This is a genomic window from Nonlabens sp. Hel1_33_55, assembly GCF_900101765.1.
Taxonomy (GTDB): Bacteria; Bacteroidota; Bacteroidia; order Flavobacteriales; family Flavobacteriaceae; genus Nonlabens.
Genome location: NZ_LT627735.1, coordinates 761,341 through 775,090, shown reverse-complemented (window position 1 = coordinate 775,090; position 13,750 = coordinate 761,341). Strand labels below are relative to the sequence as shown.

Below are 13,750 nucleotides of genomic sequence, written 5' to 3'. Positions count from 1 at the left end.
AATAAGTAATAAACTGTTGTTTAATTTTAATAGTAATGAGTTGTGATTTTATAAATTATTTCTTCAATGCTTTAATTAGTTCAATATTCATACTAATATTTACATTTCTTTTTTCCTTGACCAAAGTAAAAATTGCTATTGATGTGTTAAGCTCGGGAATATATACTACGTCTGTTCCCCAAAAACCTCCGTGATAAAATACGTTTGTGCCGAAAAATGAAGGGATATTAAAAACACCAAGGCAATAATTATTAGACTTATCAACTTGTGTAGTCATTTCTGACAATAAGCTTTTATCTTTTATAATATTACCGTTGTAAAGAAGTTGAAAGAAAACTGCTAAGTCTTTTGCAGTAGATGCGAGTCCGCCACCACCAAATAAATCCCAAGACGGGTTAATATTTGTTGAATTATTACTGAACATATCAGTATATTGAGTAGGAAAATCTAATATACCTTTAGGCAGTTTTTCCAAACCTTGAAACCAGGTAGCATCTAGTCCATTTTCTTCCAAATTCAGATTTTCTCTAATAGCTGTATAAAAAGATTTATTGCTTGCTTTTTCAATGATATCTGCGAGTAATAGATAATTAATATCTCCATAAGAATGTTTTCCTAATTGTGTGCTATCATTAGTTTTTTTCATAGCTAATTTTATTTGCTTGCTCTTAGTCCAATTATAATCTGGATTGTTATCTACAAAATTGAAATAAGAATCATCCACATAGTCGGTAATACCAGATGTATGTGAAAGTAAATTGCGAACAGTAATTTGATCTACGCCATAGCCATTAAACTTCAAGGCTTTTTTAGCTTTTTTAGTTATCAGTTTTTCAATCGAGTCATCTAAGGTAAAATCACCTTTTTCTATCAATTTTAAAATAGCAGCAGAAACATAAGTTTTAGTATTACTCGCGGTAAGAACAGGTTGGTTTTTGTCGAGGGCTTCAGTACTGTTTTTTGCCTTATGACCAACAGCATAGGACCAGGAATTTTCTCTGTCAGGGGCTTCTATGTGAACAATAAAACCTATTCCATCCCGATTAAGATTATATATTGAATCGATAATTGTCTCAAATCTTTTTTCAATATTCTGAGCATTAATAGAATTGATGCTAATGATAAAAAGCAGTAATGCACAGATTATATTTTTTAATTTATTTTTTTTGCTATATGTCATAGTTGTTCTTTTTAAATTAAAACAGTTTTAGTTGCTTACTCCAAACGCTTTTTTGATTCTCTTTTGTGATCTTCTATATTCCAAATGATGTTCCATTTTTTAACATAATCTGAAATTAGACCTAACCCAATTTTAAGCCTTCTTTCGTCTACATTTTCAGGATCAATGATGGTTGGTAAGTAATATTGTTTGCTTTTAGGTTTTCTCTTTATTTGACTCCCGTAAATTTGTGTTCCATTAGTACGCATTGATATTCTATCTTCTAACAAGGCTAAATTTCTAGGTTCAGCATCACCGCTGGCTACAGCGCGTCTCATCAATGGTAAATATTTTTTTTGGATGCTTAAAGGTGAATGTTGAATTACTAAGAACAATGTTAAGTTTCCTCGATCTCCAATTATATCAGCCCCAAGCCAACCCTTATTGTTTAAAATGTTCTGAACTCGTATTTGATTAATAGAATCTTTGATTTCTATTTTATCCCAAAGGTCAATATATTCCTTAGAAGAATATCCGTAAGTATCTGATATTTCTCTATTTTGATTTCTAAGATTCTGATCATCATCGTAGATTGAATCTAAAATGGCTATTAGCTCTATATCTAGTTTTTTATCAGTCTCCTTTTTGTTTGTGTTTATCAATTCTAAAAGCTTTTTCCAGCCACTATGCTGGTGCAATATTTTAAAATCAGGATTGTCAGTTAGGTGCTCAATGTTATCGTATTTATAGTTGACATTATTTGCTAATTCTGATAAATGAAGAAACGCATCATTTGTCTTTCCCGATAATGCAGCTGAACAGGCAGCATTGTATATGTCGTTTTGTTTAATATATTTATTATTATTTTGAATTGCATCTTTATAGGCTATATAAGATTCTTTATATTTTTTTAATTCATATAAGGAATCTGCTTTTCGTATTTTATAATAATGGTCAAATATGTCGCTTTGAGCAAAGGCCGCTGTTGATAAAAGAAAAAAAACGAAGACAGTTAATTTTTTCAAATAAATACTTTTAATTGCAATAATCATAAGTTGCTATTTAATTATTTTGATTATCTCTTCGTTCAAAAAATGAAGATTTTCATTTTTGCGATTAGTCATTAAAATTATAGTTATATCTTTATTTTTATATATTGTTGATTCGTAATTACCGCTACTTCCGTGATGGAAATGCTCAATATTCCCTTCTTTATCAACCTTTAAATTCCCAAAAGAAGATTCCAGATTTTTCAGATCTAACACGGGAATTTTGGAACCCAGAATCAATGATTTCTTCGAGATAAGTGTTAAATTATGTATGCCATTAAGTAATTTTATTTGATCATTAATAGTAGTAGTGTATAAGAACAGTGGTGTCTCAATGGTAAATGGTGGGCTATCCTCTAAGTAGTTCTCGTTAAAAGCAACAGCAATTGAATCAAAATCTTTGTAAGGAAATGACAAACTATATCTAGTTTGATTAAGATTTAGTTTGTCCAAAATATTCTGTTTTACGTACTGTACAAATGCCTTTTTTGAGATTTTCTCAACAATTTTTGAAAGAAGAAACGGACTATTATTAGTGTATAAATAAGAACTACCTGGACTAAATGACAAATTTTCTAAGCATTTAATATCATCATACAGCACAGTGTCGTTTATAGACTTATGTTTCATCCAATTTACTTTTGGCAGGCCACTTGTGTATTGAAGAAGATTTAGTATCGTTATCTGGTTTGACCAGTCAGGAAGATCATTTAAATATTTATTGAGTGGATCACTAAGATTAATTTTTCCTTTTTCCATAAGTTGTAGTATAGAAATTGCAGGGATTTCTTTATAAATTGATCCAATGTTAAATCTATCCGTCGACTCTAATTTTGTTTTGAAATCTCCACGCGCAAACCCAAACTCACGTTGATAAATAATATTGTCGTTCTTAGCTACGAGAATGTTCCCATTAAACATTCCCTTTGAGCTGAGATTTTCAAATAAGGAATCTAATCTAATCTGCAATTCTTTTTCAGTAGGATTATTGTTAATTTGAGAGAAACTATACTGAAAGATAGAAATTGCTATTAAAAATGGTATTAGTTTAATACTGAAGAACTTCATTGTAAGTATATTTTATAATTTATAGATAGCTGATTGATTTGCTTTTACCTGGTTTTATCTTTGATGATTTTGTTTGCAATCTTCAAATAGTCATCATTATCAACAACATTATATTCAGGCACAAAATCCTCCCGTGGTGTCGTATCAATATGATAAAGTTTAATACCTGGAAGTTGAATTCCTATTTTTGTGTTTTCTAAAGTATACTGCCAAACCGCACCTAATAAACCCGCCATTTTAGTCCCTACAATATCAGCTCTTTTAAAGCTATCTAAGCCAATAGCTATTCCTTCTCCCATACTACCTGTCCAACGACCAACAAGTAAAACTATTGGTTTTGTATAAATGGTTTTTCTGGGACTGACTTGTTCTAACCATAAAAATTCAATTCCAGTTAATTTTTCGTCAAAAACATAACGGTATCTTTGATATGATTCTTCCTTATTAATTAAGCGACCCATTAAAGCTTTAGCTATGGTATTATTACCACCGCTAGGGGTTTCCCTAAGGTCTAGGATTAAAGCTTTAGTATCCATTAATGTATCAATGGCGTTGTCAAAAGCAGTTATTAAACTATTATCGCCTAAGGAGTTATTGATTTTAATATAACCAATGTTGTTCGCATCTCTTTCCACGAGCAAAACATCATCACTTTTGTAATATGATTTTGACTTTTTGGGATTCAATTCAAATTTTAATTTTTCATTTTTATCCCTTACTATTATCTGAGATTTTTGATTACGTTTTCCCGCTAGTAGAACATTTGCGGCAAACTCATAAACTTCATTATCATAATCTTTAAAAGAGATAGGTAGTACTTCTGATAATGCATCAGTAAGTTTCTCATTATTATGTTCAACGACTTCCATCCCGACTTTAAGACCTGTTTTTTCAGCATTAGAATTTTGCCTAATTGACTCAATAAAAAATTTGTTTTTATTTTTCTTTATAGTAAGTTCTGAAGATGTAGGAATGACCCTAAAAGAATTTGGATTGTGCGTATTTAAACCTAGATGACCATTATAGAGTTCATAATTAGATTTTTCTAAAACAGTGATGAAACTTTTTTTATTTGTTATTGTGTCAACAATTGGCTGATAATAATTTTTCACTTTTCCCCAATCTGTTCTTCGCGTATCGAAATAGGCAAAATTTTTAGCTACGATATCCCAGTATTGTTGATAGTCTTTTATATAAATAGAATCTTTTTTAGAAGTGTGGTTTACATCAATATTTAATTTTTTGAGATTATCACAACTACTTGTAGTCATTATAATAAAAAATATAAACCAAATCGTTTTTGCTCTACATTGAAAATTTCTGAATATTAAAATATTGCTCATAATATTGTATATACATTACAAATTAAAAGATATTCTATGCAAGAACTTATATCAATCTTGTAAACAACTCTATTGCTTTTCAAACAGCATTATCTATCAAATAAGTATGATTACTTTTGTTCTGGATGAAAATAACTGTAACCATTTTAAGTTTTCTATGCTTTATTTCGTGCACAAGGGATGAAGGTCATCTTACGCAAAATCTTTTTAGTACATCAGAAACTGTATATAAAATTGGTGATAATCCGGACTGGCAAAAAAAAGATTTTAACGATTCTAAATGGGCAAATAGTTGGTCCGAACCAGTAGATAATAAAATTTTTTATGCAAGGAAAAAAATTATTTTAAACGAGAGTAGTTCTAGCTTTGAGCCTTTTGAAATGATAATTGGTGCTTTTGGCGATTATGAAGTTTATTGGGATGGAATTCTTATAGGGACAAACGGTAAGCCAGGAGCAGAGAAAGGAGAGAAAAGTGATAGCTCTACTCTTAAAAAGTTTATTATTCCAAATTCTTTAGCTAGCAAAGGAAATCATCTATTAGCTTTTCGTTTCTCTCAATTCTTTGAAAACGATTTACAAAGAGATGTTGTGGTAGAAGTTATAGAGTATCAAAACAATCTCAACGAGCGACTGCTTTTGGTGTTGTTTATTAATATACTAGCGGGCTGTTTCTTAATTACTGGTATATATTTTTCTATTTTATTTCTAAATAATCAAAGCAATAAAGAAAATTTGCTATTTGGGCTTTCTTCCATACTTTTTTTCATTCTAATTATTTTTGAATATTCAAAGTTTTATACAGCGATTCATTATACTAATTTTTATACGCGTTTAAGGATTATAGGTTTGCTTAATATTCTGATTGCCTTTTTAATACCCTACTATTTTTCAGTACAATTTAGATTAAAAAATAAAAATGTATTGGCATTATCTTATTTGAGTATTTTGGTTGTAACTGCTATAATATATTACAATCAGTACGATAAGATAAATCTAAGATTGGGTCAATTAATGTGGCTTTCTTCAATAGTAATTATCATTTACGCGATTTCTAAAAAGAGACAAGGATCTTATTTGATGCTTGCTGGACTGATTGTGAGTTTTGTAGTGTATCAAATATCTATTTATGATATCAGTCTTTTCGTGAGTTTCACCATAGTCCTCTTACTAATGTATTATATTTTATCTATAAGAGCAAAAGAGCAAAGAATAGCCTATGAAAATTCTCTTATTGAATCTTCAAGATTAAAATTAGAACTTTTAAAGAAAAGTATTCAGCCTCATTTTTTATTAAACACGCTGACATCACTAATTGATTGGATAGAAGAATCTCCTAAAAAGGGTGTAATGTTTATTGAAGCTTTAGCTGAAGAATTTAACATTTTAAATGAGGTAGAAAATCAGGCTTTAATACCAATACAGAAAGAAATTAACTTGTGTAAAAGTCTTATTGATATAATGAGATTCCGTAAGGAAGTAAATTACATATGGAGTGATGAAGGTGTTGATAAAAATTTTTCTCAAAAGATTCCACCAGGTGTGATTCATACACTATTAGAAAATAGTATTACTCATTGCAAACCTAATAGTAATAATGAAATGCGTTTTTACTTAAAAATCTACTCTGACAAAGAAAAAACAGTATATAATTTTAGCACAATGGCTCAAATCAGGGAACCGAAAAACATAAATTTTGAGGGTACTGGACATAAATATGTAAAAGCAAGATTAAAGGAAAGTTATAAAGATAGCTGGTTATTTACTTCTAAAGAAAATAAAGATGGATGGATGGATAAAATTATAATCAATCCATAGCTATGAAAATATTAATTGTAGAAGATGAAATAAGAATAGCAAATCGTGTTGAAAAAATGGCAAAAGCTTTCTTTTCCGATAGTTTAGAATTTATTACCTCTGCCCAGTCGTTATTAGATGCTAAAACTTTAATAAAGGATTATACGTTTGATTTAGTGTTATTAGATCTAAACCTAAATGGTGAAGATGGTTTTAATCTTTTAAAAAATCTCTCAGCGGATCAATTTCATACAATTGTAATATCTGCCAATAAAGAACAAGCGTTGAGAGCTTTTGAATTAGAAGTAATTGATTTTATCCCTAAGCCGTTTAATGAAATACGACTTTTCAAAGCATTTAATAGGATATCGAGGAGCAATTATGTTGATGATGAAAAAATAAAATTTTTAGCTATAAAAAAACGAGGTGAAATTAAATTAATCGATATAAGCGAGGTGATTTATTTTAAAGGAGCAGGTGTTTATACCGAAGTTTTTTTAATAAATGGTAATAAGGAATTACACGATAAATCTTTAGAGAGTTTATCTCAACTGTTACCTCACTCATTTGTTAGAACTCATAAATCTTATCTAGTAAAATTGAATGAAATAAACACAATTTTAATAAGCACAGGAAGTCAATACTCGATAGAACTTAATAATGAGGATAGGCTTCCAGTGGGTCGCACTAGATATAAAGAAATAAAGAAAAAATTCTTCAATAATTAATTGAACATTATAATTGGCTTATAGGTTTGAGTAACTATGGTTCTGATGTCTTTATCGGACTCTAACGATAATCTGTTAGTGTGCACAAAAGAGTTAATAAGAAGAATATGTTTGAAATAATTAGTTGCTGAAAAAGCTGTTTAAAACAAAAACTAAAACCTTATTACTAAATTTCAGGGGTTTCAGTACCAATAATAATTTTTAGTAAAAAACTACCTAATCTAAACCAAAATCAAATGAATAGAATCATTAATATTTTATTACTTCTAGTTTTTTTGCTTTCATATACTTTTGTCAGTGGGCAAAACAAGACCGAAAAAATCAAGACTTTTTTAAATGATTTAAAACCAGAACAATTCTCAGGAACAATTCTTGTTGCTCATAAAGATAGTATAGTTGAAAAAAGAGCATACGGTCTTGCTAGTATAGAGTATAACGTTAAAAACAAAATTGATACTAAATTTAATATAGCGTCTATCTCAAAAATGATAACAGCCGTAGCCACTTTAAAACTTTTTGAACAGGATAAAATTGATTTAAATGTGCCTATAAAAAAGTATCTACCAAACTACCCAAAGAAAATCGTGCGTGATTCTGTTACGATTCATCAATTATTATCTCACACATCTGGACTAAATAATTTCTATGTTTCGTATGCTGAAGAATTGAGCAATACAAAATATGATTCTATTTCAGATTTTGTTCCTCTTTTTTCAGACGAACCCTTATTGTCAAAGCCCGGAGTACAATATAACTATAGTGCTTCTGGCTATGTAATCCTTGGTCTAATAATAGAAGAAGTAAGTGGTCAAAATTATTATGATTATGTCAATGATAACGTATTTATTCCTTCTGGTATGTTAAATACTAGAGAGCACAATGTTGATGACGTAATCTCAAATAAAGCAAGTGGTTATTCTTCAATGTTTGGGGATGCAGAAATACTTACAAAAAACGACAGCTATCTGTCTAAGGCCTCACCAGGTGGGTTCCACTATTCTACCGCAGAAGACTTATATAATTTTTCAAAAAAATTAACAGATGGGACGCTACTAAAAACTGAAACTGTTGAATTAATGTTTGAGCCTAAAGTTAAAGGTCAAAACACATATCTAGGTTACGGTGTAGATGTGGATACACGCTATAATCAAACTATACAAGGCCAGAGTGGAGGATGGTATGGAGTACATTGTGAATTGATGGATTTTACCAAGGATAAATACACTGTTATTGTTTTGTCAAATATGGATAGTAGTTCAGAAAGTGGAGCATCGATGGTAATTAATTTTTTTAAAGTACTTCTTGCGGGAAAGCGATTATAAAGTAATTGCAATTTCAAATGAAAATTTTGAAAAATATGATTTCACCCAATCATGAAGTCTTTGAAAATTAGCTGCTAAATCCGCCGCAGTAAATTTGCTTAGTTAGTTCTGTCAAAGCTTTTCAAATATGAGTCAGTTTAAATTTTACTTCTTTAATCTTACCTTTACCTTGAGTTTATTGAGCTCAAAATAATTAGTTTTATGTATTTACAAATATGTATAATTGTGGATATACAAATAACAAATTTTGATGAACAAGTTCTTTAATGCAAATAGATCGCGATGAAGTATTGACTAATGTCAATCATGTGTTAACACTTATAATATCAAATTGTACACCTATGCTACACCTAAAGTACTGAACCATCAGCAATATCAAAGCTTTGAACATTCTGCATCGGCAAATAAACAGATTGATTTTCTAAAGCAAACATTCTCAAAAATCAAAAGTAGTCCTAAATCTATTTGTCGAAATGACAAAATTACTTTAGTAACCGATTGAGTTTATCTTAATTTAAGATCTAATTGTTTGGAGATTATTTAATCGTTATTCCTGTTATAGCGAATTCCTAATGCCAAAGCTACACCAGCGACAAGTATCAATCCTGGAATTGGTGCAGCGGGAGCCTCTGGATCTGTATTATCAAAATCAGGTGGGCCACCTTGTGCAACTGCGGTTCCCACAGTAAGCATTATTGCCAAGAGTAATAGTAAGAATTTTTTATTCATAATATTTGATTTAAGTATATATCCCACTAAAGGGAAGTTCTAATTAGTTTAAAGATTTTGAAACATCTAGGTTTACTTGAAAGTCTTCTAGAATAAGCGTAAAGTCAAAATTCAAATGTTTTTTAATTTGAAAAGTTCAACTTTCTGGATGACTTAGGATCCACAGTATTTACAGTTACAAATGAAAATATTTGAGTGAAATCAAGTGTAATTTAAGTGCTTGATGTGCTCAATGATCAAAGTCACAACTTAAACATCAATTTCAACTTCTTAGCGATTATAGTTGAAACACTTTTCAATATCATCCTACTTAATTTAAAACCTGAACACTAAAAGTATTCAGGTTTAGGGAGTCAGTATCACTATTTAATAATGAACTTCTTACTTAGGGAATTATCATTCTCATCCACTATGGTTGTAATGTAAACACCAGTGGAAAGTCCGCTAACATCAACCGAATTGTTAGTTGGTATCACTTCAAGTACTTTTTGACCATTCATGTTGTATATGGCAACACTCTTCAATACATCCTCTGTATTAAAATATAACACATCAACAACAGGATTTGGGTATAGCCCAGCTACAAAGTTTTGCGTTCTATCAAAGGATAGCGTTTCATTGTTGTCAAAGACAATGCGATCAATTTCAGCATTACCAGCGGGAAGTGTACCACCACCGCTTTCTCGCAACTGTAATCTAAAATTTTCTACAAGACCACTCCAGCTTGCGCTAGAAACGTCTATATCAATGACTTGAGTTTCTGCAGAGTTAGGGTCGATAGGGGCTGTTCTGAAAACAAAGTTCCCACCGTCTGGTTCAGTATTTGGATAAGAAATACGAATTTCATCATTGGCAGAATTATTTATAACTACTACGTGAAGAAAATCACCTAGATCTGCATTGATTCCGTAGGTATCCTGATTGATTCTACCATTATTGTTAGCTCCTGTAAAATCTACTACTAAAGCGCCGTTAGATGCACTTGCATTTACACCTCCACTACCATTCCAGCCTTCAACATCACCATCAGTATCAAATGCGTAGTCGTTTCTTACGATCGTTGGAGGGTTATTGGTAAATTCAATCTGGTCAATCTCAATAGTTCCACCACTAGCATCAGAATTAGTGTTGGCGTCTAATTTAATTGTAACCTGTATGTCATCTACTATACCAGTATAAAATTGACCTGTCAAGTCAACGATGTAAGTTTGAAATTCTGAGTCATTTGAAGTTATGACTTGATTTCTAAAGGCTCTTCTACCTTCAGTATCGCCAGGTCTAGGGTAGCTGAATCTTAAATACTCATTATTTGAATTGTTTTTAAGCGTTATAACAGCAAAGCTCGAATCATCTGAATTGATACCAGCATTCAAATTTTCAATACTGGTATTGGTATCATCTGTCGTATTCAATTCTAAAATTGACGCAGTCTCTCCAGGAGTCAATGTACCCTCAATGGCCTCAAATCCTTCATTGGAATTTGTGAAATCAAAGGTCGTTTGTGCTACCATGGCACATGGTAACATAAATAATAGGGCTAAAGTAATTTTCTTCATAATTGATAATTTTTGAGTTATTGGATTATTAGTTTAAGATTTGCTTCGTTATCACCACTAGTGATATTCATTACGTATACTCCAGCGCTTAGGTTGGGTAATTGTAGATTTTGAAGTGATGAAGAATTTTGAGAGGTTCTTTCAAAAAGCAACTGTCCAGATATATTATAAAGGGATAGATCAATATCATTACTTGCAGGAAGGCCTTTAATAGAGATATTGCTATTAGTTACAGGGTTTGGATAAAGTGATATCGCTTTCGCGAAAGCGGACTCGTCATCAACTCCCAAGGTAGACTTGCTAAACACAACCTGAAATCTATCTGCCGCAGCTGACTCATCATCTGATACATCAATATTTTTCATCACTAGCGTAGATTCAGATGAAGGTAAAGCAGTATAACTTTCATCTAGATTGTCATAAAAGAACGCGTTGATATTATCCAGTGCCGGTACATCGATGGTAAATCCATAATCTGCGGTCTCGCCCACAAATACATTCAAATTGAATTTATCGCCTTCTTGTGGTTGGCTAGCTCTATTCACGATATAAAATTCACCATTATTTTCCCAAGCAAGACTGTGAGTATTTGCAAAAAACTTCGCAGTATCCTCGTCGTTGAAATCATTACTGAATTGATCATCAAATCTGGCAACGGCTACATCATTAGCCTTTCCAGCAGCTAGTTGTTCCTGAGTTGAAAGGTTGATGGTTAATTGGGAATTAACAGCAAAGTTTTTAGTATTGACATTGTTCTTGCCTGCATCAACTTTATACGTCTCCTTAAATCTTAACTCTCCATTACCAGTATTATCAGATGTAACGAAAAAGGACTGGCCAGGACTTACGTCACCATCTAAAATTGATCCCATAGGCAGCGTTGATACTCCTTCGAAAGTGAAAAGACCGTATTGTTCTATTGTGGGATCCCATTGCCAAAAAGATGTTCTAACAACATTTGTGTTTTCTGGGTCTTCAAGAAGTGCTTGTGCACTAATTTTTGCTTGGTAAGGGTTACCTACTAAAGCAAACCTATCTGGTCCAGCAAGAGGTATAGCAGTTGCTGGGTATGTACCAGTCACAATTGTTCCTTGAGCTTTAAGTTTTGTATCCGTAGGCGTGTCTGTATTTGAAGTGAGATCAATAGTACGATCACCTCTAATGAAAATTCTATAGGCATCTCCCGCTTGAGGAGATATTGCGTTCAAATCATTACCATTATCTGAGATTACGGCTTGCCATGCATCAGCAGCCACTGTGTAAGAATTGTCAAATGTGAATAGTGATGGTGCGTTTGTCACGGATTGATCGTAGCCTTCTGATTCAGGGCCTCCAGTTATTTGGGTACCCACGTTTGGTTCAAATCCTACTTCTCCTTCCACAAGACCGCCTTGTTGCCAATTATCAGTTATAGACCCGTCAAAATTTACAGGAGCAGATACAAATCTATATGCGCGGCCCGTTGAAGCAGGAAAAAACTGTTCTACAGTAACAGGTCCATTAATACTACCTGAAACCACCTGGTCGATCACGGCGCTTTTACCCTCAGTACTTTTAAAAGTCAGCACACCAACTGGCGTTGTGCTAGGTTGAGTGGTCAACGCACCGTTTGTCAATGTTAAAACCCCATCTAAATTTAGGTTTGCATTTAAAACCGCACCAGCTGCATTGTCTACCTCCAAATTTTCTAAGGTAAAATCGGGAGTTTTGATTGATTGTTGCTCTGTACCGCTTAATAAGATGGAACCTTCATCTGCCGTCAACGATCCTCTTATGTTGATATCACGTTCTGCATTTAGTGTGTTCGCTCCCAGATTAATGGTTGCTGCCTCTGATCCATATAGGTTTTGAAATGATAAGTCACCGCTAAGAGTTAGGCTACTTCTCACGTATATATTGCTCGCGGCACTTACTGTTGTTCCAGAAGGATCAGTAGGTTCCCAACCTGTAGCTGTATAAATATAAGGTTGTTCTAGCGTAGGGTTATTGTCAAAAACAATTCGTTCAATCTCAATTGTACCAGATTTATTACTGTTATTATTAGTAGCCGTGTTATCTCTAGAAACAAAGTTGTAGACATCGATTATACCAGTCCAGTTTGCGTTATTACTTACTTGATCATTCAACACTTGAAAGGGTGGTGTTCCAGAACCATCGTCTGGATCCATCGCTATATTGCGACCTCCATTATTACTGTCACTGTTGGTGAAATTCAAACGCAACTGATTGTCAGGTGTATTATTGCGCAATACGATATGAACGTACTGAGCATTTAACGCATCAATGGAAAATTTTGTTTGTGCTAGGCGAGGATTGTCACCAGTCGTTTCACTAATATCCCAAGCTAAAACACCATTAGATATCAAAATATCGCTCCCAGCCTGACCATTCCATCCCTCATCTATTCCATCAGTTTCAAAAGTAAAGTCTTCACGCTCTGCTCTAGGTATAAATGCTATACGATCAATTTCCACACTACCATCCGTACTATTGACTGTATCTCCAGGACCTCTAAACAGTATGACAATGTTATTTTGAGTAGTACCAGGCGTATCATTGTTATCCCATTCAGAATTATCTAGATCAAAGAAATAGGTAGTGTATGCGAAATTGTATGGTTCCACATCAAATGGGGTAAAACGATTACCGGTAGTTTCTAATCGTTCTGATCTAACTTTCAATACAGACGTTTCTGCAGAATTTCGGATTCTAATTGCCATTATAGAATTTGCAGCGGCGTCAATTCCAGCAGTTGTTGTCTCAAGTTGAGCATTTTGACCAGCAGTAAGAGTCAGCGTGATGCTATTGGCATTGGTAGTAAGTGTCGCATTATTTGCTGACCATCCATCTGCAGAGTTGTTAAACTCAAAAGATTGAGCTGTTAGTGCCAGCGGGAGAATGATTAAAACGGAGAGTAGAAATTGTTTCATATTATTGAGTGTGTGGTTCCTTTTATTGAAATCTAGTTAATTATGGTTTAAGATAATCTGCCCTGACATT

Annotated in this window: 10 protein-coding genes; 3 read left to right on the top strand and 7 right to left on the bottom strand. The window is 32.6% G+C overall.

Translation table 11 applies throughout. The annotated features are described in order from the left end of the window. Positions 1-55: 55 nt before the first annotated feature. The 4 genes from BLO34_RS03265 to BLO34_RS03250 are packed head-to-tail and all read right to left on the bottom strand — an operon-like array spanning position 56 to position 4,619. A complete protein-coding gene (locus BLO34_RS03265; protein ID WP_090752554.1) occupies positions 56-1,180 on the bottom strand; it encodes a serine hydrolase domain-containing protein in 1,125 nt (374 codons plus the stop codon). Positions 1,181-1,215: 35 nt separating this feature from the next. After that, positions 1,216-2,211 (bottom strand): DUF6624 domain-containing protein, encoded by a 996-nt coding sequence (locus BLO34_RS03260; protein ID WP_090752552.1) that lies wholly within the window; start codon positions 2,209-2,211, stop codon positions 1,216-1,218. 6 nt (positions 2,212-2,217) lie between these two features. Continuing rightward, the gene (locus BLO34_RS03255; RefSeq protein WP_090752551.1) at positions 2,218-3,276 is read right to left on the bottom strand and encodes a serine hydrolase domain-containing protein; all 1,059 of its coding nucleotides are present in this window, start codon (positions 3,274-3,276) and stop codon (positions 2,218-2,220) included. 44 nt (positions 3,277-3,320) lie between these two features. Beyond that, positions 3,321-4,619, bottom strand: a complete 1,299-nt coding sequence (locus tag BLO34_RS03250) for a S41 family peptidase (RefSeq protein ID WP_090752549.1) — start codon at positions 4,617-4,619, stop codon at positions 3,321-3,323. A gap of 125 nt (positions 4,620-4,744) precedes the next feature. On the opposite strand from BLO34_RS03250, the gene BLO34_RS03245 reads away from it, so the two are divergent. From BLO34_RS03245 to BLO34_RS03235, 3 genes are all read left to right on the top strand, one after another. Continuing rightward, positions 4,745-6,436: a histidine kinase gene (locus BLO34_RS03245; protein WP_090752548.1), complete on the top strand. Its 1,692-nt coding sequence runs from the start codon at positions 4,745-4,747 to the stop codon at positions 6,434-6,436. 2 nt (positions 6,437-6,438) lie between these two features. Then, positions 6,439-7,143 carry a LytR/AlgR family response regulator transcription factor gene (locus tag BLO34_RS03240; protein ID WP_090752546.1) on the top strand — a complete coding sequence of 235 codons (705 nt, stop codon included), beginning with the start codon at positions 6,439-6,441 and terminating at the stop codon, positions 7,141-7,143. 236 nt (positions 7,144-7,379) lie between these two features. Continuing rightward, positions 7,380-8,465 carry a serine hydrolase domain-containing protein gene (locus tag BLO34_RS03235; protein WP_090752545.1) on the top strand — a complete coding sequence of 362 codons (1,086 nt, stop codon included), beginning with the start codon at positions 7,380-7,382 and terminating at the stop codon, positions 8,463-8,465. Between the two features lie 540 nt (positions 8,466-9,005). Here the strand turns inward: BLO34_RS03235 and BLO34_RS03230 are convergent. The 3 genes from BLO34_RS03230 to BLO34_RS03220 form a co-directional block, all read right to left on the bottom strand. Beyond that, complete coding sequence (locus tag BLO34_RS03230) at positions 9,006-9,194, bottom strand: hypothetical protein (RefSeq protein WP_090752543.1); 189 nt, start codon at positions 9,192-9,194, stop codon at positions 9,006-9,008. 362 nt (positions 9,195-9,556) lie between these two features. Continuing rightward, on the bottom strand, positions 9,557-10,750 hold the full coding sequence (locus BLO34_RS03225; protein WP_090752542.1) for a T9SS type A sorting domain-containing protein: 1,194 nt from the start codon (positions 10,748-10,750) through the stop codon (positions 9,557-9,559). A 17-nt stretch (positions 10,751-10,767) separates the two neighbouring features. After that, a complete protein-coding gene (locus BLO34_RS03220) occupies positions 10,768-13,680 on the bottom strand; it encodes a T9SS type A sorting domain-containing protein (protein ID WP_090752540.1) in 2,913 nt (970 codons plus the stop codon). Positions 13,681-13,750 lie beyond the last annotated feature (70 nt).

What these genes read in the sequence shown, in the direction of transcription:
- BLO34_RS03220 (WP_090752540.1), bottom strand. Translation starts at nt 13,680, where the DNA reads ATGAAACAATTTCTACTCTCCGTTTTAATCATTCTCCCGCTGGCACTA.
- BLO34_RS03260 (WP_090752552.1), bottom strand. Translation starts at nt 2,211, where the DNA reads ATGATTATTGCAATTAAAAGTATTTATTTGAAAAAATTAACTGTCTTC.
- BLO34_RS03235 (WP_090752545.1), top strand. Translation starts at nt 7,380, where the DNA reads ATGAATAGAATCATTAATATTTTATTACTTCTAGTTTTTTTGCTTTCA.
- BLO34_RS03240 (WP_090752546.1), top strand. Translation starts at nt 6,439, where the DNA reads ATGAAAATATTAATTGTAGAAGATGAAATAAGAATAGCAAATCGTGTT.
- BLO34_RS03225 (WP_090752542.1), bottom strand. Translation starts at nt 10,750, where the DNA reads ATGAAGAAAATTACTTTAGCCCTATTATTTATGTTACCATGTGCCATG.
- BLO34_RS03265 (WP_090752554.1), bottom strand. Translation starts at nt 1,180, where the DNA reads ATGACATATAGCAAAAAAAATAAATTAAAAAATATAATCTGTGCATTA.
- BLO34_RS03245 (WP_090752548.1), top strand. Translation starts at nt 4,745, where the DNA reads ATGAAAATAACTGTAACCATTTTAAGTTTTCTATGCTTTATTTCGTGC.
- BLO34_RS03230 (WP_090752543.1), bottom strand. Translation starts at nt 9,194, where the DNA reads ATGAATAAAAAATTCTTACTATTACTCTTGGCAATAATGCTTACTGTG.
- BLO34_RS03255 (WP_090752551.1), bottom strand. Translation starts at nt 3,276, where the DNA reads ATGAAGTTCTTCAGTATTAAACTAATACCATTTTTAATAGCAATTTCT.
- BLO34_RS03250 (WP_090752549.1), bottom strand. Translation starts at nt 4,619, where the DNA reads ATGAGCAATATTTTAATATTCAGAAATTTTCAATGTAGAGCAAAAACG.